Consider the following 21,493-nt stretch of genomic DNA (forward strand, 5'->3'; position numbering starts at 1 on the left):
GCTAAATTGACTGAAATTACAAAAGCACAATACCATGCTTTCAAAGTTACTACGTGCAGTAATTACTGCACGTGGTCAAGGTATGGGCAGCGTTACGTTTTGGGCAGTTCTGCCAAATACCGTTCCGCGTCCAGCGCCGCCATGCAGCCGGTGCCTGCGGCTGTAACAGCCTGACGGTATATTTTGTCCTGTACATCGCCCGCGGCAAATATACCGGGGACAGATGTGCGGGTCGTTCCGGGGGTGGTCTGAATATACCCTTCGGTATCGAGCGCGAGCTGGCCCTTGAAAATCCCGGTGGTGGGGGCATGGCCAATGGCAATGAACAGGCCATCAATTTCCAGCGTGGTTTCGCTCTGGTTCTTCAGGTTGCGCAGGCGCACAGCACTGACCACTTCTGGCGTTCCGGTGGAGAGAATATCTTCCACCTCGCTATCCCAGATGACCGAAATCTTGGGGTGGCTGAACAGCCGGTCCTGCAGGATTTTTTCAGCCCGCAGGGAGTCGCGGCGGTGGATCAGGGTCACGTGGGCTGCGTGGTGGGTCAGGTACAGCGCTTCTTCCACTGCGGTATTGCCACCACCAACCACAGCCACCTTTTTACCCCGGTAGAAAAAGCCATCGCAGGTGGCGCAGGCGGAAACACCACCGCCTTGCAGGCGTTTTTCGCTCGGCAGGCCAAGCCAGCGTGCCTGAGCACCTGTCGCAACAATAATGGCCTTGGCATTATAGATGGTGCCGGAATCCCCAACCAGCCGGAAGGGGGAACCCGTGCTGAAGTCCACCTCTGTAATAATGTCGTATTCAATGCGGGTGCCAACATTCAGGGCCTGCTCGGCCATCTGTTCCATCAGCCACGGGCCCTGCACGGCTTTGGCAAAGCCGGGGTAGTTTTCTACATCCGTTGTAATGGTCAGCTGCCCGCCGGGTTGCAGGCCAGCCACCAGAACGGGGGAGAGGTTGGCGCGGGCAGCGTAAATGGCCGCCGTGTAGCCTGCGGGGCCTGCGCCAATAACAAGCAGGTCGGTTGTGATGGTCTCAGTCATGCCAGAAGAGTTCCCCAAAGCAAGAAGTGCGGGTGCAGTTGTGCCGCGCAAGCATGGTCCAAAATGTGTTGGACAAAAGGATATGACGGGTGACTTGGCGTTGAGCAAGTGTTGAGAGATCAGTTTGCGGCATGGCGGGGAGCGTGGCATATACTCCCCACTCTTCATGGGAGTGGCATCTTGCACAGGATAGGTCGGATAAGGTGACGGATCTGGACGCTGTTGATCTTCGTATCGTAGCTGAATTGCAGGATGACGGTCGCATGACCAATGTCGAACTGGCGCGGCGTGTTGGTATTTCCGCTCCTCCCTGCCTCCGTCGTGTTCGGCGGCTGGAGGAGGAAGGCGTTATCCGTGGTTATCACGCCCAGCCGGATGCAACGGCCCTTGGCTGGCCAATCATCTTTTTTGCGCTGATCGGCCTGGATAGCCAGAAAGAAACCGTGCTCTCCGCCTTTGAACGCCAGCTTGCCGAATGGCCAGAAGTGCGTGAATGCCACATGATTCGCGGTGGGGGGGATTTTCTGGTCCGCCTGATCGCGCGTGACGCAGCACATGAAAATGCACTGACCCGGCAGTTGACCGAAGCCGCACACGTTATTCGGGTGCAGACATTGCAGACCATCCGCACCAGTCTGGAACGCAAGGGTGTGCCATTGCCCGGCCCGCGGGAAGGAACTGCGGAGTAATGCCAGCCACGGATGCGCCCGAGGGCGGTATGGCAGGTGGTCCCCAAATCAGCATTATTGTACCGTGTTATAATGAAGCCGCCAACGTGGCACCCCTTGTTGCCATGCTGGAATCCGTTATGGCCGGCCGCCGTTGGGAAGTGATTTTTGTCGATGACAATTCACCCGATGGCACAACAGCAACAATATGCACGCAGGCAAGGCACAAAAACTATGTGCGTGGCATCTGCCGTATTGGCCGCAGGGGGCTTTCCTCCGCGGTGATAGAAGGGGTTCTGTCCTCTTCCGCGCAGGTTGTCGCCATCATGGATGGTGACCTGCAGCATGATGAAAGCCGCCTGATCGCCCTGATAGACGCTGTATCCACGGGTGCGTGCGATATTGCCGTTGGCAGCCGCCATGTGGAAGGCGGTAGCAATGCGGGGCTTGCCAATGCGTGGCGGCATGCCTTGTCGGATAGCGGAATATGGCTGGCGCAGCGGTTTTTGCCGGTCAGGCTGACAGACCCCATGAGCGGCTTTTTTGCCTTGCGCCGGGATACGTTTGTGGCCATTGCGCCGTACCTGTCGGGGGCCGGGTTTAAAATCCTGCTTGATCTGCTGCTTTCATCCAAAAAGCCACTTACTGTGCGTGAGATAGATTGTGGCTTCAAACCCCGTGTGGCGGGGGAGAGTAAGCTGGATGCTCTGGTTATGCTCCAGTTTGCCGCTCTTCTGGTCGAAAAAGTCTCACGCGGGTTGGTGCCTTTGCGCTTTGTGGCCTTCTGCGCCGTGGGGCTGGCGGGGATTGTCGCCAATCTGGGGGTTATGCATCTGGTCTGGCTGTGCGGAGTGCATTTTTCCACCGCGCAGGCCATTGGTACCGTTGCCGCCATGGTTGTGAATTTTTCGCTGGATAATAACTTCACCTATCGGGACCGGCGTCTGCACGGCAGGCGCTGTGTGTGGGGGCTGGTCCTGTTTATGCTGGTCTGTTCCGTAGGAGCGCTGGCCGATGTGGGTGTGGCACATCTGATGTATGCGCAAAGCTACAGGGTGAATGAGGCCAGTCTGGCTGGGGCCGTGCTGGCCGTAGTCTGGAATTATGCCATGTCCTCCACAATTGTCTGGAGAACCCGGTAATCTTGCGCGGCGGTCTGGCACAGTACGGATACTGGGCGTGGGGGCTGGGTCTTGTTACCGTTTTGCGCCTTGTGCTGGCCGCGTACATCCCGCTTGCACCGGATGAGGCTTATTACCGCATATGGGCGCTGGCCCCAGCCGGGGGGTACCTGGACCACCCACCCATGGTGGCCGTTTGGGCGCGTGTGGGCATGTTCCTTGTAGGCGACACTCCCTTGGGTGTGCGCCTTATGGGGCCACTTTCCGCCTGTTTGGGCACGGTGCTGGTTGTTCAGGCCGCGTCCTGCTGGTTGCGCACCCAGCTTGCGCCGGAGCAGGCCCGCACGGGGGCTATTCGTGCAGGTGTTTTGCTGAATGGTACTCTGGGCATCGGGCTTGGCACTCTGGTCATGACCCCGGATACCCCTTTGCTTCTGTGCGTAGCGCTGATGCTCTGGGGTTTGGTGCATGCCTGTTTAGGGCGGCAGAACTGGATGTGGCTGGTTGTAGGGCTGGCAGCCGGGCTGGGGTTTGAGAGTAAATACACCATGCTGCTCCCGCTGGGCGGGCTTGTCGTGTGGCTGCTTGCTACCAAAGCGGGCAGGGCATGGCTGCGTACGCCGTGGCCGTTTGTGGGCGCGTGCGTGGCCGCTGTCTGCGTTGTTCCGGTAGTCTGGTGGAATGCGCAGCATGGCTGGGTCAGCTTTTTCAAGCAGGGCGGACGGCTGGGGGACTGGAACCCGACACGTGCGCTTGGCTTTATGGGCGAGTTGCTGGGCGGGCAGGTTGGGCTGGCAAGCCCACTGGTTTTTCTGTTTTTTGCAGGTGGTGTCTGGTTGCTCTGGCGACGGCGGGATAGTTTTTCCGTATTGCTGCTGTGCATGATCATGCTGCCCGTGGCCGTGTTTGTGCAGCATGCACTGGGTGCGCGGGTGCAGGCTAACTGGCCAGTCATGCTGTACCCTGCCTTGGCGCTTGCTGCTGCATGGGTGCTATGGCCGTGGTGGAAGGTGGCAGGTTTTCTGGGGCTGGGGCTTACGGGTATCGTTTGTGTGCAGGCGGCATTTATGCCACTACGCCTGTCTCCTCATCTGGATGTCACCTTGCGGCAGGTTGGGGGGTGGCCCGCTTTTGCGCGTGCTGTCTCGGCGCAGGTGCCGCAGGAGTTCCCGCTTGTTGCGGATGAATATGGTCTGGCGTCCGAGCTGGCATTTTATGCGCCGGAGCGGGTGGTTGCCGGGGTTGAACCGCGCTGGGCGCTATTTGCGCTCCCCCGGCCAGCATGTGGGGCGCAGGCCTACCTTGTTCTCAGCCACCGGCGGCAAGGGCCACCAGATACCCGTTTTTTTGAGGTGCTGGACGTATTACCAGAGCAGGTGCGCGCGCGCCGGGGTGTGGTGGCGGATATGTATTCCATCTTCCATGTAAGGCTGCGCTGTGCGGTGCCGGGTCTTATGCGTGATGCCGCTTTGCTTTCTGGCGGTGCGCGCTAGCAGGCGGCGTTTGCGTGTTGATGTGAAAAAAGGCAGGATGGCAGGCAATCGCTTCGCCAGCAGAAACAGGAACCCGAGTTTATGGCTTCTCCACGGCTTGTGGCGGTCCAGATGGACCCACTTGAGCATGTTAATATTGATGGGGATTCAACCTTTGCCCTGATGCTCGAAGCTCAGGCACGCGGGCATAGCCTGTTTGTGTACGAAGTGGGGTCCATGGCTCTGGATGAAGGTGTGCACGAAGCGCGTGGCGCAACCCGTACCGATGTCACGGCTCTAATGCGCCCAGTTACCGTGCGGCGGGAAAAAGGGCGGCACGCCACGTTTGGTGATGCCGAACGCCGCTCGCTGCGTACGATGGATGTGGTGCTCATGCGCCAGGACCCACCGTTTGACATGGCTTATATTACCGCCACGCATATGCTGGACCATATCCACGGCGTTGGTCCCGACCGCGCACTCGTGGTCAATGACCCGCGCTGGGTGCGTGACAGCCCGGAAAAACTGCTGGTCACGCATTTTCCCGAGCTGATGCCACCAACACTGGTGACATGGGACATCGAGCAGATTCGGGCATTTCGCGCCAAATGGAAGGACATAATTGTCAAACCCCTGTTTGGTAACGGCGGGAGTGGCGTTTTCCGGATTAAAGCGGATGACCAGAACCTGAACGCCCTGCTGGAAATGCACTTTGCCCGCTCGCGCGAACCTCTCATGATCCAGCGGTACGAACCCGCCGTAACCGCAGGGGACAAACGCATTATTCTGGTGGATGGTCAGCCGATTGGTGCGATCAACCGCGTGCCATCGGGGGATGACCACCGCTCCAACATGCATGTGGGGGGCGTGGCCTGCAAAGTGGAACTGAGTGCCCGTGATCGCGAGATTTGTGAGGCAATCGGACCGTTTCTTAAAGAACATGGCCTGATTTTTGTAGGCATTGATGTTATTGGGCAGTATCTGACGGAAATCAATGTGACATCCCCCACCGGTTTGCAGGAGCTGGAACGGTTTGATGGCACGAATGGTGCCGCCAGCATATGGGATTGTATTGAACGTAAGTTGTCTGTCCAATAAAAGCAGTCAGACCCTGTTGGGCGGTATCATGCCGGGCTGCCACACAAGGGTACTTTTGTGGTGTGTGCTGCAAGCAGGAAGGAAGAGAGTATAGTGGCTCTTGAAGAAATGTCCGCCAGCGGGCAGAGAGAGAACATGAGTGACGTTCTCCAAGAATACCCCTCCAGCGGAGGGGAAAGCCCCGTACCCCCTCCCTCGCGTTCTGCGCTTGATGCGGAGGCCGTCAAACAGGCCTATCGGCGTTGGGCCAATGTCTATGATCTGGGATTCGGCGGTATTTCGCGTTTCGGTCGCCTCAAGGCGGTCAATACGATCAATGCCCTGCCCGGCAAGGATGTGCTGGAAGTGGGTGTGGGGACCGGGCTTGCGCTCCCGCATTACAACCGCAGCAAGGTCATTACCGGCATCGACCTTTCAACCGACATGCTGGCCAAAGCGCGCGAACGCGTCAAACGCGATAACCTGAGCAATGTGACGGCCCTGCTGGAAATGGATGCAGAGGACACCACGTTCGAAGACAACTCGTTTGATGCAGCCGTTGCCATGTTTGTTGCATCCGTTGTGCCGCACCCGCGCAAGCTGCTGTGCGAGCTCAAGCGTGTTGTCCGTCCGGGCGGGCATATCCTGTTCATCAACCATTTTCTGGCCCCCGGTGGTATCCGCGGCGCAGTGGAACACGCTATGGCGCGCGCCTCCCACTCGCTTGGCTGGCACCCCGATTTTGCCATGGAATCGCTTCTCCCGCAGGCAGACATCGCGCGGGCGACTATTCAGCCAGTGCGGCCTTTTGGCCTTTTCACGCTGGTTACTCTGGAAAATCTGCCGGATTAATAAACATGTGCGCTCCAGTTTTGGCTGGGGCGCTAGACATGCGTGGCTTGGCAGAACGCTTTTGTGCCATAAAACACTAGAATATGGTCGTTTTTTGTCTAGCGGGTTTACTGTTCTCCATTACGGGCCTGCACAGAATATGGAACATGGAGCATGATCTCCGCTCACAGCCTGTCTCACCAGTATTCGGCTCCGGTGGGTAAAACTGCCAGCCAACGGCAGGATGCCGCCGCTGGAACAGCGTATCTGCTGCTTGCTGCTTCTGCCGCTCTTGTTGGGGGCGGTGTTTCCGTTCTGGCAGGTATGGGCATGTTGCCTGCAACGGGGCTGTGGGGCAGGCTTGCACAGGCCCATCCGGCCCTGATGCTCCTGTATGTTGTTGTTCCCGCACTGGTCAGTGGTTTTGGCACGCTCTGGCTGCCTCGTGCCCTTGGGCGGGGGAGCATGCTGCTGGGGCGGCTTAATCTGGCAGCCGTTGGTGTGTTTGCCCTGGCTGCGGTGCTGACCTGCACTCTGCCCGATGCACGTATTGCCCATATTCTGTGGTCACTGGGCGCGCTTATGTCCGCCATGGTCCTGTTGAGCACTATTTTTGACAGCTGCGCAGATAGTCTGGAGCAGACGTCTTTCTCCCCCTTCGTGTGGGGGGAAATGCTGTCTGCTGCCGTGCTGTTGCTGAGTGTTCCGGTTTTTGCGGCTTCTACGCTGCGGACATGGCTGTGGCCTGCGACCAACCCTGTGATCGGCGCTGAGTATTTTGCAGCCCCCATCGGGTTGATTGTCCTGCTGGCCGGGTTCGGGATCGTGTTTGAAATGGCCGCCCGCATCGGGCAGGTTAAAACACGCCCTGTTGCCTACATTATGGCGGCTACTGCGGCTTCGGGCGTTGTGGCATGGGCCAAAAGCAGTCTGGCGCATGGAGCCGATAGCCAGACGGCGCAAATGGTTGGCAACAGCCTGCTGGCGTTATGCTCCCTCTCCGCCGTGTGCCTTGCCGGTCTGTGGCTTGCGGGTACCTGGAAGGCACGGGTTTCATTGCGTACGCCGCTGCTGTGGGGCATGGGTTTTCTGGCTGTTGTGGCCGGTGGCTGGGTTGTCCAGCTTGTGCAGGGCACAGGCTTGCACCCGGCCTTGCAGCTTGGCGCGCTTTATGCCGTTTGCGGTGGTTTTTACCTCTGGCGGGGTGAGGCCTGTGGGTTCTGGTACCCACAAAAGCTGGCTCGCCTGCACTTTGTATTAACGGCGGCGGCAACGCTTTGCCTGTTTGTTTCTGGCATGCAGGTGCTGGGTTGTGCTCTGTTTGGCATGGCCGCACTGGTGTTTGTGCTGGCAGCAGTGATCAGCTTCCAGCGTGATATTCCAATGGTTACGGGTCATGCAAATGTGGCAGCCAGCGCTGCCGGAGGGTCTGCCCTATGAGCGAAGCCAGTCTTTCCCAGCCGCAGGCCAGACGGCCACGTTTTAAAACGGAGCAGGTTGGTACGCAGGCGCGTGACTGGCTGGCTCTGCTCAAGCCCCGGGTTATTTCACTGGTCGTGTTTACGGGTGCTGCGGGGATGTTCATGGCACCCGGGCACCTTGACCCGTTTGTGGGGCTGGTTACCATATTCTGCATCTGTCTGGCCTCGGGCGCTGCCGGGGCCATTAACATGTGGTACGACCGGGATATTGACGCGGTCATGCAGCGGACCATTACACGGCCAGTACCTTCAGGGCGTATTCCCCAGAACGAGGCTCTGGCTTACGGGGTAGGCCTTTCCTGCCTGTCCGTCTGCCTTATGTGGATTGCAACCAACACACTGGCTGCCGCTATTCTGGCGTTTTCCATCTTCTTCTATTCCGTTATTTACACCATGTGGCTCAAGCGCTCCACGCCGCAGAACATTGTTATTGGTGGGGCAGCGGGTGCCTTCCCCCCCATGATCGGCTGGGCGGCTGCTACGGGCCACATGGCACTTATGCCGGTGGTCATGTTCGGTATTGTGTTCTTCTGGACACCGCCGCATTTCTGGTCTTTGGCGCTCTACGCCTGCAAGGATTACGGGCGTGCGGGTATTCCCATGCTGCCGGTTGTGCGTGGCATGCGTCATACACGGTGGCAGATATTCTCCTACACACTGGTGCTGCTCGCTGTTTCGCTTATCCCGTCCTTTGTGGGGCAGAGCGGGCTGATCTACACGGTGACTGCCGTGGTGCTGGGGCTTGGGTTTGTTGCCTGTGCTGTGCGTGTACTTCTGGAACCGCAAGACGAAAACGGCGTCAGCCAGAAGGGGGATAAGGCTGCGCGGATCTCGTTCCGGTTTTCTCTGGCTTATCTGTTCTTTCTGTTCTGTGGCCTTCTTGGTGACCACTTCTTTCAGATATGGATGCACTCAGCATGACCACTCTCCCAATGGACCAGACCCCAGAACAGCTTGAACGGCAGAAGCGGCAGAGCCAGCGGGTACGGAGCATGCTTGTGTTCATGCTTGTTCTGGCTGGCATTATGTTTGGGCTGACATTGTTCCACCCGTAATGCCATGTCCGGTATGGGCCATTACCGGTACTTTTTGCAGTGAACGCATATAAAAACCCCGCCCTCCATAACGGAAGGCGGGGTTTTCTATTGCAGCTACAGTCTGGCCCGAGGTTTAGCGGGCCTGCTGAATAGCCGAAAGCAGCCAGCGCCCCCCGCGGGAAGGACGGACAAATGTCCAGACCTCGGTAATGGTTACGGGGGTGGTGGAACTGCCATCAATCACCTGACCGGTGGCGTTGGTTGTCAGGTCGATCAGGCTGTAACGCATGGCTACACTTGCGTAGTCCATGTTGTTCTCACGCCATGCTTCGGCCAGATCCCCCTGAAGGAAGCGCACATCCGAGACAACGTTGCGGGCACCCTGACTGGCCAGAGTTGCCAGCTGCTCATTGAAGTAGGAGACCATTTCCGGTGTGGCCATCTGCTGCATGGCCGGAATGTTCTGCTGGTTCCACGCACTCTGAATATCCATCAGCGTTTGCTGGAAAGACTGGTAATCCGCCGTGGTAATCTGCACGGGTGCCCCTCCTGCGGATGGCGCGGGGGAGGCAGGTGCTGCACCGGGCATACCGCGGGGGGAGGACATGCCAAACCCGTGAGTGCCCTGGCTGGAACGCCCGAACCGGCGGATCAGCCACAGGACGAGCATAACCACCAGCCCGATCTGGACCAGAAGCCCCAGAAAGCTGAAGAAGCCGTGCATCCCGCCCATAAAGCCATGGCCGCTCAACATACCAAACAGCCCGGCCCCCAGAAAACCACCGGCCAGACCGGTCAGGAATGGGTGGCGGTTGGGGTAGCCCATGGGGCGGGCAAAGGGAGCACCCATTTGCGGTGCGCCATAGCCGGGGGTGGGCGCAGTGCGCGGCGTAATGGAGCGGTCCATGGGAGCAGTGCTGTACGGCGTTGTGCGCGTAACAGGGGGCGCGCTCCATGTGCGGCTACCACGGCTCCCCATGGACCCACCCTGACCGGGCCGTGCATCGGCCTGTATGGCCAAGGGTCCGGCCAGCAGGCTGGCAGCCAGCAATGCATGAAGGGTCGATCGCAGCAGACGTGATTTCACGGGTTTTTGGTCTCCGGCTAACAGTTATGCCCCGGCAGTATTCAGGACATCTGTGCGTAATGTGGGAGCGTCGGTGCCAAAACGGAATACCAGATCATCCGCTAATGTGATGGAAGCAAAAATTTCCAGCAGATTCCCCGCAAGAGTAAAGCCCGCTACGGGCTCGGCTATCTGGCCATCACGGATCATGAAGCCCGAGGCGCCACGGCTGTAATCCCCGGTCAGCCCGTTAATGGAGGAGCCCATCATTTCCGTAATGTACAGCCCTTCCCGAATGTCGGCCATCAGGGCTGAGGGGGAAAGATGGCCGGGTTCAAAGAACAGGTTGCTTGCCGAGGGACCGGGCGGGCTGGCCGTGCCGCGGGCTGCGCGGGCATTGCTTTGCAGGCCAAGCTGGCGCGCGCTCCGGCTGTCCAGCACCCAGGTTTGCAAAACGCCACCCTGTACGAGCGAGAGCGGGGCGACGGCCATGCCTTCTCCGTCAAACGGGCGGGAGCGCAGGCCTTTTATGCGGGTCGGGTCATCGGTAATGCCAACCGAGTTGGCAAAAATGGCCTGCCCCATTTTGTCTTTAAGGAAGGATGTACCACGGGCAATGGCGGTGCCCGTAATGGCCCCCACAAAATGCCCCAGAAAGCTGCCAGCAACCCGTGGATCAAACACAACAGGGTAGCGCCCTGTTTTGGGGCGGCTCGGGTTCAGGCGTGCAACTGCTTTATGCCCGGCATTGCGGCCAAGTTCTGCCGCGTTCTTCAGGTCGTGCAGCCAGACTGTGCCGTGGTAGTCGTAATCACGCTGCATGCCATCCCCCGCACCTGCCAGAACACAGACGGAGTTGGAATGGCTGGTGCGGCTGTAAGTGCCCGCAAACCCGGCGGAGGTTGCCAGAGTAATGTCGGTGCGCCCCCAGGACGCACTGCTACCAGCGCTGTTGGTCACGCCTTTTATGGCCAGTGCAGCTTCTTCCCCCGCCTGAGCGCGTGCGAGCAGGGCGGCTGTATCGGGCTCGGCCGGGTCTGCCAGTTCCAGAGCATTGGTCTGGAATGTGCCTTGCATGGCGTTGGGCGCAAGGCCTGCGTACTGGTCGTCAGGGAGCACGCGGGCCATGGCCAGAGCCTGCTCGACCAGCGCGCCAAACTTGGCCCGGTCCGGAGTTGTGGTGGAGACAATGGCGTTTTTGTTGCCAACAAAAACCCTCAACCCCAGATCGGTTGTTTCCGAGCGTTCCAGTTCTTCTGTCACGCCATTGCGCACACCAGCGCCTACAGCGGTACTGCTGACAAAAACGGCATCGGCGGCATCCGCACCACTGGTGCGGGCAAGCTTAACCAGATTGGCAATAAGGTCGAGGGGCTGTTGCGTCATGCTGCCAGTGTCTCCTTGATGCTTTGCAGGGAAGGAATGTGGCCGATGGGGCCAAGGGCTGCAAGTGTTGGCGTTCCGGCAAAAATGCGGGCTGCCGCACGGCAGATGTCCTCCCGCGTGACGGCCTCGATCTTGGCGACGGTTTCATGCGTGGGGATGACGCGGCCAAAAATCTGGAGTTGCCGTGCAATCTGCTCGCACCGGCTGCCCGTGCTTTCGAGCGACATGAGCAGGGAGGATTTAAGCTGTGCGCGGGCACGCACCAGTTCGTCCATGCTCACTTCCAGCTGGACCTTGCGGAGCTCTTCCAGTGTTACGGGAATAAGCTCTGCGCATTCCTTTTCCCCCGTGCCGGCATAAATGCCAAACACGCCGCCGCCTTCAAACGGGGCGTTAAAGGAATAGACCGAGTACACCAGCCCGCGTTTTTCCCGGATTTCCTGAAAAAGACGTGAGGACATGCCCCCACCCAGCAGGGTGGAAAGCAGCAGGACTGCGTAATAGTCGGGGTCATGGTACCCGGTGGAGGGGAAGCCAAGCACAATATGCGCCTGATCCAGCTCCTTGATCTGGCGGAACTCGCCCCCGGCGTAGTGTGCGGCCTCCATGGCTGGGGCCTTGGTGGTGGGCAGGTGGGCAAAATGCTGCTCAACCTGCGCAACAACAGCCTGATGCTCCAGATTGCCAGCGGCGGCCACAATCATGTTCGCAGGGTTGTAGTGCGTGCGCATATACGAGGTAAGCGTATCGCGCTGCATGCCTTTGATCAGCGCCTCGGTGCCCAGGATGGGGCGTCCCATGGGCTGGTTGGGAAAAGCGGTTTCCTGAAAATGGTCAAAAACAACGTCATCCGGCGTATCGTTCGCCTGACCGATTTCTTGCAAGATCACGCCCCGCTCGCGTTCAAGCTCGGCGGCATCAAACGTGGAGTGGGTGAGAATATCGCCAATAATGTCGATCCCCAGCCCAAGATTTTCCTTGAGAAGCTTGACGTAAAAAACCGTCTGCTCGCGGGCGGTATAGGCGTTGATATGCCCGCCCACATTTTCAATCTCTTCGGCAATGCGCAGGGCAGAGCGGCTGGTTGTGCCTTTGAAGGCCATGTGTTCCAGAAAATGGGATACGCCATTTTCCGCCGCGGTTTCGTTCCGGGTGCCAGCGGAAATATAGGCTCCGAAGGAAACGGTTTCCACACGGTCCATGCGTTCGGTCACAACGGTCAGGCCGGAGGGCAGGCGGGTGAGCTGGATGGGGTCTGTCATTCTTGTCCTGAAAAACAGCAGGGCTGCCGCGTGGGCAGCCCTGCAAAGGGGGAGGGTGTGTTGTACTTAGCCTGCGTTGGAAAGAACCGCCGCGCGGACTGCATCCTTGATCGCGCCTTCGGTCGCGGGGACCGTGCGGTAACGTTCCTCCCGCTCGAACAGGTCCGCCAGATGCACGGGGAGCGCGGGGTGAATACCCGTTGCGGCCACCATGGCGTCGGGGAACTTGGCCGGGTGTGCCGTGGCTTCGGCCACCATGGGAATACCCGGCTGGCGGAAGCGGCGGCCAGCGGCAATACCAATGGCGGAGTGCGGGTCGGCCATATAACTGGACCGTTGGTGCAGGGTGCGGATCTCGGCCTCGGTCTGGGCATCATCCAGCGCCAGACCAGAGAACAGGGTGCGGGCGTTCTCCCAGACTTCGGCCGGTACGTCCATATGCCCCGTGCTGCGGAAGCCGGTCATGATCCGGGCGCAGGCCGGTGCATCCCGCCCGAGCAGTTCAAACAGCAGGCGTTCGAAGTTGGAAGAAACCTGAATGTCCATGGAGGGGGAGAGGCTGGGCACCACCCCTTTGATGGTCATGTCATTGGCGTTGAGGAAGCGGGTTAGAATGTCGTTACGGTTGGAGCCGACACAAAGCTGGCGGATGGGCAGGCCCATCTTGCGCGCAGCCCATGCTGCCAGAATATTGCCAAAGTTGCCCGTGGGCACGGCAAAGGAGACTTCACGCTCCGGCGCGCCCAGAGCAAGTGCGGCATGCACATAGTACGGGATTTGCGCGGCAATACGCGCCCAGTTGATGGAATTGACGGCAGAAAGGTGCATCTCCCGGCGGAAGGGAATATCCGCAAACAGGCTTTTTACCAGATCCTGACAATCATCAAACGTGCCTTCAACCGCAAGGTTGGTCACGTTGGGTTCACGCACGGTGGTCATCTGCCTGCGCTGCACTTCCGATGTGCGGCCCTTGGGGTGCAGGATGATCACGGACAGGCGCTTGCGGCCCCGGCAGGCTTCAATGGCAGCGGAGCCCGTATCCCCCGAGGTGGCGCCGACAATGGTGACGTGCTCGTTACGCTGGGTCAGAACATGCTCAAAAAGCTGGCCAAGCACCTGCATGGCCATGTCCTTGAAGGCAAGGGTCGGGCCGTGGAACAGTTCCTGCACGAACAGCCCGTCCTCCACCTGTGTCAGCGGCACAATGGCAGGGTGGTCAAAACCGGCATAGGCTTTGGCGCACAGGGTTTTGAGCGTGTCTTCGTCAATATCGGAGCCGGTAAAACGGGCCAGAATACGGGCGGCCAGCTCCGGGTAGGGTAGGGCACGCATGGCCTGCCACTCGGCTAGCGAGAATTCGGGCCATGTCTGTGGCAGATACAGCCCGCCATCTTCGGCAAGGCCACTCAGCAGGACATCGGAAAAAGAAAGAACGGGAGCATTCCCGCGTGTGGAAATGTAGCGCATGAGGGCGTTTATATCCTGAATGACGGATGCCGCGAAGTGGCTTGTACGATAATTTCGGCAGTGCCTAGCCCGGCGGGGGTGTTGTGGGCAGGGTCAGCTCGTAAATGGTGATCGGCCATGTAATGGTAGCCGAGGGCGCGCCAAAAGCCGTGCTGTGGTTGAGCTGGCTGGCGGAAACATACAGGTGCCCGTGCCCGTCCAGCCCCGGTGTGGTGGGCCATTGCAGGCGCGGGTCGGTTATCAGCCTGCGTGGCACTCGCCCGGTGGTGTAGCTGAGAATACTCGATGTTGTGATGTCGGCCCAGTAAAGCGTGCCGTCATTATCAATGGTCATGCCGCCGAGCGATGGGGTTTTGAACCACTGTGTCACGCTTTCTTCAAACGCGGCGGGGGTTATGTCGGGGTCGGTAAAAATGGCGGTGGACACGCGGGAGAGGTATTGCCCCGGAGCCTGCAGCACAATCCACGTGCCATCGGGGCTGACTGCAACCATGCTGGCATCCACGGCTGCGTAACGGCCTGTGTTGTCCCGCACCGGGCCGGTGGGCGTTACAATCGGGCGGCTGGCAATAAGGTCGGGGTGGTGGTCCAGAAAGCGCCGGGCTGTGGCGGTGGCAATGTCAATGACCAGCAGGCCCGCAACGCCTGAATCGGGCACGTAAGCCGTAGTGCCATGCACGGCAATGCCCGACAGAATGCTCCCCGGCCGCAAGGCGCTGGCCTGTACGGGTACCGTGCGGAGTACGGTATTGGTGCCAGGGTCAATTTCCACCAGTTTGGGGGGGGCTACGGGCGGGTTCTTGCGGTTTGTCACGCCGCTGTCGAGCACCCATATGTGGCCATCCGCGGTTCTGGTCAGCCCGCCAAGGGCTACAAACCGGGTTTGTGCATCCCCTTCGGGCGCGTTCCATGCAGCATTGGGCCATGCGGCCAGTTGCCCGTTTGTGTCCCGCACAAAAAGCTGCGGGCCGGTGTTGCCAACCCATGCCGGGGCTTCCAGCAGCATGCGCCCGTCAGGCAGGGGGAGCACTGCATCCCATATCTGGCTGCTGGACTGCATGAAGGGCTGGAGCGCACTGGCAGGCAGTTCCGCAACCTTGGGCATGTGCAGCGCCCATGCCGGGGCACTGGCCAGCGGGAGAGCAAACAACGCTGCCAGCAGGCCAAAAGTCGCGCGGCGATTGGGGGCGTAAGAGCGGGGGATAAGAACAGTCATGCGCGCGGGCACCCGGTTGGTGGAGAGTCAGGCATAAAAACGTGGGCAGGAGTTTCCGCCCCACAGGCGGGCCTTGCAAACGCCTTGTGTGCAGGGCCGGTTTGTTGTGGGTGTGGTGCGCTGCGCTGCCTTTTACGCATCGGGTGCGCGCTCAAGGTAACGGCGGCGGATATGGGTCAGGTAGGCCGTGGCGTCCAGCGGTTTGCCGGTGGCATCCTGTATGATCCGGGGCATGCTGGCACTGCGCGCGCGGCCATGAACATTCTGGCGCAGCCATGCCAGCAGGGGGGCAAAATCCCCTTGACCAATGGCGGGCAGAATGGCCGGGTTGGCTTTGCAGGCCGCGTTGCGCAACTGGGCTGCGGTCATGGCACCAAGGGCATAGCAGGGGAAGTAGCCGAACAGCCCCGCAGGCCAGTGAATATCCTGCAAACAGCCGCGCCGGTCATCTGGCACGCGCAGGCCCAGCAGGGCGTGCAGGCGGTCATTAAAGGCTCCAGGCAGGTCGGCCAGTGCCAGATCGCCCGAGATCAGGGCTTTTTCCAGCTCGTAGCGGACCAGAATATGGGCGGGGTATGTGACCTCATCCGCATCCACCCGAATAAAGCCGGGTTCAACATGCGTCAGGTGCCGGTGCAGGCTGGCTGCGTCCCATCCGGGGGTGTTGTCCGCCACGCCAAAACTGTTGCGCACCTGCGGAGCCAGCCAGTTTGCAAAGGTGAGGGAACGGCAGAACTGCATTTCCATCAGCAGGGACTGGCTTTCATGCAGGGTCATGCCGCCGGACTGGCCCACAGGCTGGCTGGCCCATTCGGCCGGGAGCCCCATTTCATACAGGGCATGGCCTGTTTCGTGCAGCACACCCATCATGGCGGGAATAAAATCCGCCTCCACGTAGCGGGTGGTCAGGCGTACGTCGTGGGTCGCACCACCGCAGAACGGGTGCGCGCTTACGTCCAGCCTGCCGCGTGTTATGTCAAACCCCATATGGTGCATCAGGCGGCGGCCCAGAGCTTCCTGCCGTGCAATGGAGAATGGACCTGCGGGGGGCTGAAGGGCTGGCAGGCTGGCCTGCTGTTCCAGCACGGAGCCGATCAGTTCAGGCAGTTCTGCGGCCAGAGACGTAAAAACAGGGTCAATGTCCGCCTGCCGTGTGCCGGGGTCAAAACTGTCGAGCAGGGCATCGTAGTCAGTCAGCCCCATGGCCTCGCCCGTGGCTACGGCGGTTGCACGGGTCAGGCGCAGCACTTCTGCCAGATGCGGCTCAAGGCTTTTAAAGTCACTTTCCTCACGCGCGGTACGCCATGCCATTTCGCACCGTGCCGTAGCCTGTGCGCTGGCTTCCACCAGTTCGCCCGGCAGGGCGGTGGCCTGAGTGTGCTGCCTGCGCATCTGCTCCAGATTGGCAGCGCGCCACGGATCATCCCCCGCATCGGCCTCGGCCAGCAGGTCCGCCATAACCGGAGCGGTCAGGATTTCGTGGCGCAGCCCTTCCAGCATGGCCAGATTATCCGCCCGGCGCTCGGCAGCGCCCGATGGCATCATAACTTCCTTGTCCCACCCCAAAATACCAAGGGCATCATTGAGGGAGGAAAGGCGCGCAAAGTGGCGTTCGAGGGAAAGATAGGCTTTGTTCATGCAGGGGATGCTACAGCATCATGCCCGCAAACAAAATGTGTCTGATCGGGCATATCCACCTTTCAGGCCGGGTTTGGCTGCAAAATTAAAGGGGCAGACCGCGTGAACGGGAAAAAAACGGATCAGGACCCTCCGCTGGCGCCGGCGGATATGGCGCTGGCCTGTCTGGCGCGGGGGGATGCCGAGCAGGCCGAATCCCTTTTGCGCGCGCATTTGCGCCTTAACCCAGCGGATGCACAGGGCTGGCACGCCATGGCCTGTATTGCCCGTGCCGGGGGGAATGCAGCGGCCGCAGTAGCCCTTGCGGGCAAGGCGGTGGAGCAGGCGGGGGAGCCGTTTTTTTATATCACACTGGGCTTGGCCCTGCTGGAACTGGGGCATGTGGAGCAGGCGCGGGCGGCGGCCAATGTGGCCGTGCTTGCAACCCCCGCAGACCCCCGCGCGCATGACGCCATGGGCCAGATACTGGAAAAGGCAGGCCGCCTGCCCGAGGCCGAGCAGGCCTTGAAAAAAGCACGCACCCTGCGCCCGCTGGAACCGGCGCGGCACATGGCGCTGGCGGCCTTTCTGGCCCGGCATGGGCGGGTGGAGGAGGCAATCAGCCTGTCCGCCCGGGCACTAAGGCTGGCGGGGGAGGATGTTGCCGCCCATAACCTGCATGCCATGCTGCTTGAGCGTGCCGGGCGCATGGGGGAGGCGGAACCGTATTTCCGGCATGTGGCGCAGGCCATGCCGGATAACCCGCAGGCTCTGGCAAACCACGGGGCAGCCCTGTTTGCCATACGGGATTATGGGGGGGCGGAGCAGGCCCTGCGCCTGTCAGCCGCACTGGTCCCGGATGTAGCGGAAACCCTGACAAATCTGGGGCTTGTGCTTATGGCGCAGTGCCGGTTGCGCAGTGCCGGGCAAGCGCTGGAAGCCGCCTACAGGCAGCGCCCGGATGATGCCCGGCTAGCACTTAATTATGGCACGGTGCTGATGGACCTTGGCCATACACAAACCGCGCGGGACCTGTTTACACAGGCCATGCAACGGGCCACCACGCTACAGGACCGGGCGCGTGCAACGCTGGACCTTGCCGGCCTTTGTCTGTCTGTCGGGGAGTTTGCGCAGGGGTGGGCTCTGTTTGAAGCACGCCGGGACCTGCTGGCACCCCCACATTGTGTAGCCAGCATGGCGCAGTGGGATGGGCGCGCCACAACAGGTGCCGTGCTGCTCTATGCCGAGCAGGGGCTGGGCGATGCCTTGCAGTTCCTGCGGTATGTGGGGCTGGCGGCCCAAAGGGCACGGGTTAGCCTGCTGGTGCCCCAGAGTATGCACGCGCTTGTGCGTTGCCTGCTCCCCCAATGGGGTGGGCGTGTGCAGCTTTGCCTGCCGGAACAGGCAAGCCAGGCGGAGGCATGTTGCAGCCTGTTAAGCCTGCCCCAAAGGCTTGGGGTGGCAAGCCCTTTTGCCTGGCAGCCTGACCTTGCATGTTTTGCAGGGCCAGTTACGCCATGTGTGGGGGAGGGGTTGCGGGTGGGGCTGTGCTGGTCGGGTAACCCCAGCTACCAGTTTGACCGCAGGCGCTCGCTTGCTCCGGCCCTGCTGGGCGGGCTGTCTGCTGTAAAAGGCGTGGGTTTTCAGGCTTTGCAGCCCTGTTCGCGGCTGGAGGATGTGCCGCTACCACTCAGCCCCCTGCCAGCGGGGGATCTGCTGGCCACGGCCCGGCTTATAACCGGGCTGGATGTGGTGGTGAGTGTGGACACCATGATTGTTCATCTGGCGGGGTTGCTGGGCAAACCCACCCTGTTGCTGAACCGGTATGCAGGGGACTGGCGCTGGGCTGCGGCCTCTACCCTTCCTGCAGGGGGCATGGTCTCCCCCGGTGCGCTGGAGCGCAGCGTGTGGTACCCTTCGGTCCGGATTGTCCGGCAGCCTGCCCCGGAGGGGGATGTTCCCAGTTGGCACCACCCGCTTGCAACGGCCGCACACTGGCTGGAGCAGGCAGTGCTATGCAAAGAGCAGGGCGGTTGCTCCCACGAATTGTAGCTTTATGATGCAGGCATGACACGTATCTCTCCTGATGGCGCTACGCCAGCCATGGCGCAGTGGTTTACGCTCAAGGCGGAAAATCCCGAAGCCCTTCTGTTCTTCCGCATGGGCGATTTTTACGAACTGTTTTTTGATGACGCCACGGCCGCCGCCGCCGCGCTGGATATTGCCCTGACCGCCCGTGGCAACCATGGGGGCGAGCCCATAGCCATGTGTGGCGTGCCCGTGGCTGCGGCCCCGGCCTATCTGTCTCGTTTAATCCGCCGGGGGTTCCGGGTTGCGGTGGCTGAACAGACGGAGGTGCCGCGCAAGGGGCGCCCCGCCAGCAAGGGGCCGCTGGCACGTGGCATTGTGCGGGTGGTAACGCCCGGAACGCTCACGGAGGATGAACTGCTGGAGCCCGGCCGCTCCAACCTGCTGCTCGCACTGGTCTGCCCCGCTGGGGCAGATAAAGGCAAACGCCGCAAGGATGCCCCGGCCGAAGGTGCAGGCCCGCTTGGCGCTGCGTGGATTGACGTATCCACCGGCCTGTTTGAGACAGCAAGCCTGCCCGCCACGGCCTTGCCCGCCCTGCTGGGGCGTTTGGACCCGGCGGAAATTCTGGCCAGTGCCGCCGTGGAACTGGGCGATTATGAAGCCCGGCGTGCGCCCGAGGCCACATTGCCCGCCCCCGGCAGTGCCCGCCAGCGCCTTGCTGCGGCCTTTGATGTGGCGAGCATTGAAGCCTTTGGCACTTTTTCGGACGAGGAGAGCGTGGCGGCTGCCATGGCGGTGGACTATGTGCGCCGCTCGCAGGCCGGCAAACTGCCACGGCTGGCTCACCCCATTGCACAAAGCCAGAATGGCGTGCTGGGTATAGACCCGGCCACCCGCGCCAGCTTGGATATTTTGCGCGCGCGCGATGGCGGGGTAGAACATACCCTGTTTACAGCCATTAACCGCACGGTCAGCGCTGCCGGGGCGCGCATGCTGGCGGAATGGCTGGCCTCCCCGCTGACGGAGGTAACAGCTATTGCCGCCCGGCAGGAGGGCTGGTGGTGGCTCAAGGACCACGCCGCCCGTTGTGCAGCACTGCGCGATGCGCTGAAAAAAGCGCCCGATATTGCCCGTGCGCTGGGCAGGCTCTCGCTCGGGCGGGGGCTCCCGCGTGATATGGCCGGCATACGCGATGGGCTGCATGCCGCGCGTGAGGCTGCCCGTATTCTGGCAGGGCCAGACGGAGGGGATGCCGCCCAGCTCCCCACGGTTCTGGCCCATGCCATGGGCTGGCTGGGTGCGGCCCGTGCGCTGGAGGCCGAGTTGCACACGGCACTGGCGGAGGAACTGCCCGCCCGGCTTGATGATGGTGGCGTGATTGCCGCAGGCTATGATGGGGAACTGGATGAACACCGCGCCCTGCGCGATAACTCGCGCCGCCTGATTGCCGCCTTGCAGGCGGAGTACGCAACCCGGTTTGGGGTTTCCAACCTTAAGATCCGCCATCACGCCCAGCTTGGCTACGTTATGGAAGTGCCTGTGGGGGCCAGTGCGCGGCTCAAGGATAATCCCGACCTTATTCTGCGGCAGGGCACGGCCAGTACGGCCCGCTTTGCCACGGAGGAGCTGGCCAGCCTGAACGTGCGCATTACCGAAGCGGCAGAAAAAGCCGCCCAGCGCGAAAAGCAGGTGTTTGCGGAGCTAACGGCCAAGGTGCTGGCCGAGCGGGAGCTGCCCGAACTGGCTCAGGCACTGGCGGTGCTGGATGTGTTGCAGTCCTGTGCGGCACTGGCCACGGGTGGAACATGGTGCAGGCCCGACGTGCGTGAGGATACGGCGTTTGACCTGCAAGGCTGCCGCCACCCTGTGGTGGAGGCGGCCCTGCCACGGGGGGCGCGTTTTACCCCCAATGGCTGCGTACTGGCCCCAGAGCGGCGCGTCATGCTGCTGACCGGGCCGAACATGGCCGGTAAGTCCACCTTTTTGCGGCAGACGGCGCTGGCGGTCATTCTGGCACAAGGGGGCTTTCCCGTGGCGGCGGATTCCGCACGCATCGGGGTGGTGGACCAGCTGTTCTCGCGCGTTGGCGCATCGGATGATCTGGCGCGCGGGCGCTCCACTTTTATGGTGGAAATGACCGAAACAGCCGCCATTCTCAATCAGGCGGGGCCGCGCTCGCTTGTGGTGGTGGATGAGATCGGGCGGGGGACCGCAACGCTGGACGGGCTGGCCATTGCATGGTCGGTGCTGGAGGCCCTGCATTCAACGGTGCGCTGTCGTGCAATTTTTGCAACCCACTTCCACGAACTCTCGCGGCTGGTCGATACGTTGCCTCGTTTGTGCCTGCATACAATGGCAGTGCGGGAGTGGCGCGGGCAGATCGTTTTTTTGCACGAAGTGCTTGCAGGATCAGCAAAAAAAAGCTGGGGTGTGCATGTGGCGCGGCTGGCTGGCGTGCCCGTGAGCGTGGTGGAGCGAGCCGGCCGCCTGCTGCGTGAACTTGAGCGTGCTGAAAATACCATACCCGAACCATTACCGCTTTTTGACACACAGAAGACATTACCCCCACCATGCGAAAATACGTTAAAGAAACGATTGATGGAGATTGACCCGGACAGTCTGACCCCAAGGGCCGCGCTGGATATGCTGTACGACCTGCGCAGGCTGGCCGGGCAGGATACAGACACATCTGCTGCCGGCTGATCCCCTCCAACC

The 21,493-nt window shown here is 61.0% G+C and carries 17 protein-coding genes; 10 read left to right on the forward strand and 7 right to left on the reverse strand.

What is annotated here, in order from left to right:
* Positions 1-92 precede the first annotated feature (92 nt).
* Positions 93-1,046, reverse strand: coding sequence for a thioredoxin-disulfide reductase (gene trxB, locus GOB83_RS05250; protein WP_165925420.1), 954 nt, complete (start codon positions 1,044-1,046; stop codon positions 93-95).
* 263 nt (positions 1,047-1,309) lie between these two features.
* Between trxB and GOB83_RS05255 the strand changes: the two genes are divergently transcribed.
* From GOB83_RS05255 to GOB83_RS05290, 8 genes are all read left to right on the forward strand, one after another.
* Positions 1,310-1,735, forward strand: coding sequence for an Lrp/AsnC family transcriptional regulator (locus GOB83_RS05255; RefSeq protein WP_233129058.1), 426 nt, complete (start codon positions 1,310-1,312; stop codon positions 1,733-1,735).
* The gene (locus GOB83_RS05260; protein WP_165925421.1) at positions 1,735-2,856 is read left to right on the forward strand and encodes a glycosyltransferase; all 1,122 of its coding nucleotides are present in this window, start codon (positions 1,735-1,737) and stop codon (positions 2,854-2,856) included. The genes GOB83_RS05255 and GOB83_RS05260 overlap by 1 nt, the downstream gene beginning before the upstream one ends.
* Before the next feature lie 2 nt (positions 2,857-2,858).
* On the forward strand, positions 2,859-4,328 hold the full coding sequence (locus GOB83_RS05265; protein WP_194301285.1) for an ArnT family glycosyltransferase: 1,470 nt from the start codon (positions 2,859-2,861) through the stop codon (positions 4,326-4,328).
* 81 nt (positions 4,329-4,409) lie between these two features.
* Positions 4,410-5,405, forward strand: coding sequence for a glutathione synthase (gene gshB, locus GOB83_RS05270; RefSeq protein ID WP_165925422.1), 996 nt, complete (start codon positions 4,410-4,412; stop codon positions 5,403-5,405).
* A 135-nt stretch (positions 5,406-5,540) separates the two neighbouring features.
* Complete coding sequence (locus tag GOB83_RS05275; protein WP_086645670.1) at positions 5,541-6,236, forward strand: class I SAM-dependent methyltransferase; 696 nt, start codon at positions 5,541-5,543, stop codon at positions 6,234-6,236.
* Between the two features lie 153 nt (positions 6,237-6,389).
* Complete coding sequence (locus tag GOB83_RS05280) at positions 6,390-7,655, forward strand: heme-copper oxidase family protein (protein ID WP_165925423.1); 1,266 nt, start codon at positions 6,390-6,392, stop codon at positions 7,653-7,655.
* Positions 7,652-8,617, forward strand: a complete 966-nt coding sequence (locus GOB83_RS05285; protein WP_086645458.1) for a heme o synthase — start codon at positions 7,652-7,654, stop codon at positions 8,615-8,617. Before GOB83_RS05280 ends, GOB83_RS05285 begins: the two co-directional genes overlap by 4 nt.
* Entirely contained in the window at positions 8,614-8,751 is a 138-nt protein-coding gene (locus GOB83_RS05290) for a hypothetical protein (protein ID WP_165925424.1), read from the forward strand. The genes GOB83_RS05285 and GOB83_RS05290 overlap by 4 nt, the downstream gene beginning before the upstream one ends.
* A gap of 115 nt (positions 8,752-8,866) precedes the next feature.
* Here the strand turns inward: GOB83_RS05290 and GOB83_RS05295 are convergent, their stop codons facing one another.
* The 6 genes from GOB83_RS05295 to GOB83_RS05320 form a co-directional block, all read right to left on the reverse strand.
* Complete coding sequence (locus GOB83_RS05295) at positions 8,867-9,820, reverse strand: Tim44 domain-containing protein (protein ID WP_165925425.1); 954 nt, start codon at positions 9,818-9,820, stop codon at positions 8,867-8,869.
* A 24-nt stretch (positions 9,821-9,844) separates the two neighbouring features.
* Positions 9,845-11,185, reverse strand: a complete 1,341-nt coding sequence (locus tag GOB83_RS05300; protein WP_165925426.1) for a TldD/PmbA family protein — start codon at positions 11,183-11,185, stop codon at positions 9,845-9,847.
* Positions 11,182-12,447, reverse strand: coding sequence for a M16 family metallopeptidase (locus tag GOB83_RS05305; RefSeq protein ID WP_165925427.1), 1,266 nt, complete (start codon positions 12,445-12,447; stop codon positions 11,182-11,184). The genes GOB83_RS05300 and GOB83_RS05305 overlap by 4 nt, the downstream gene beginning before the upstream one ends.
* A gap of 66 nt (positions 12,448-12,513) precedes the next feature.
* Entirely contained in the window at positions 12,514-13,914 is a 1,401-nt protein-coding gene (thrC, locus tag GOB83_RS05310) for a threonine synthase (protein WP_086645454.1), read from the reverse strand.
* A gap of 64 nt (positions 13,915-13,978) precedes the next feature.
* Entirely contained in the window at positions 13,979-15,130 is a 1,152-nt protein-coding gene (locus GOB83_RS05315; RefSeq protein ID WP_165925428.1) for an L-dopachrome tautomerase-related protein, read from the reverse strand.
* Between the two features lie 132 nt (positions 15,131-15,262).
* Positions 15,263-16,768 carry a carboxypeptidase M32 gene (locus GOB83_RS05320; protein WP_165925429.1) on the reverse strand — a complete coding sequence of 502 codons (1,506 nt, stop codon included), beginning with the start codon at positions 16,766-16,768 and terminating at the stop codon, positions 15,263-15,265.
* Between the two features lie 102 nt (positions 16,769-16,870).
* Between GOB83_RS05320 and GOB83_RS05325 the strand changes: the two genes are divergently transcribed.
* Positions 16,871-18,799, forward strand: coding sequence for a tetratricopeptide repeat protein (locus GOB83_RS05325; RefSeq protein ID WP_264802515.1), 1,929 nt, complete (start codon positions 16,871-16,873; stop codon positions 18,797-18,799).
* Between the two features lie 15 nt (positions 18,800-18,814).
* Complete coding sequence (gene mutS / locus GOB83_RS05330; RefSeq protein ID WP_165925430.1) at positions 18,815-21,481, forward strand: DNA mismatch repair protein MutS; 2,667 nt, start codon at positions 18,815-18,817, stop codon at positions 21,479-21,481.
* Positions 21,482-21,493: the final 12 nt, after the last annotated feature.

It is taken from the genome of Acetobacter fabarum, assembly GCF_011516925.1.
Taxonomy (GTDB): domain Bacteria; phylum Pseudomonadota; class Alphaproteobacteria; order Acetobacterales; family Acetobacteraceae; genus Acetobacter; species Acetobacter fabarum.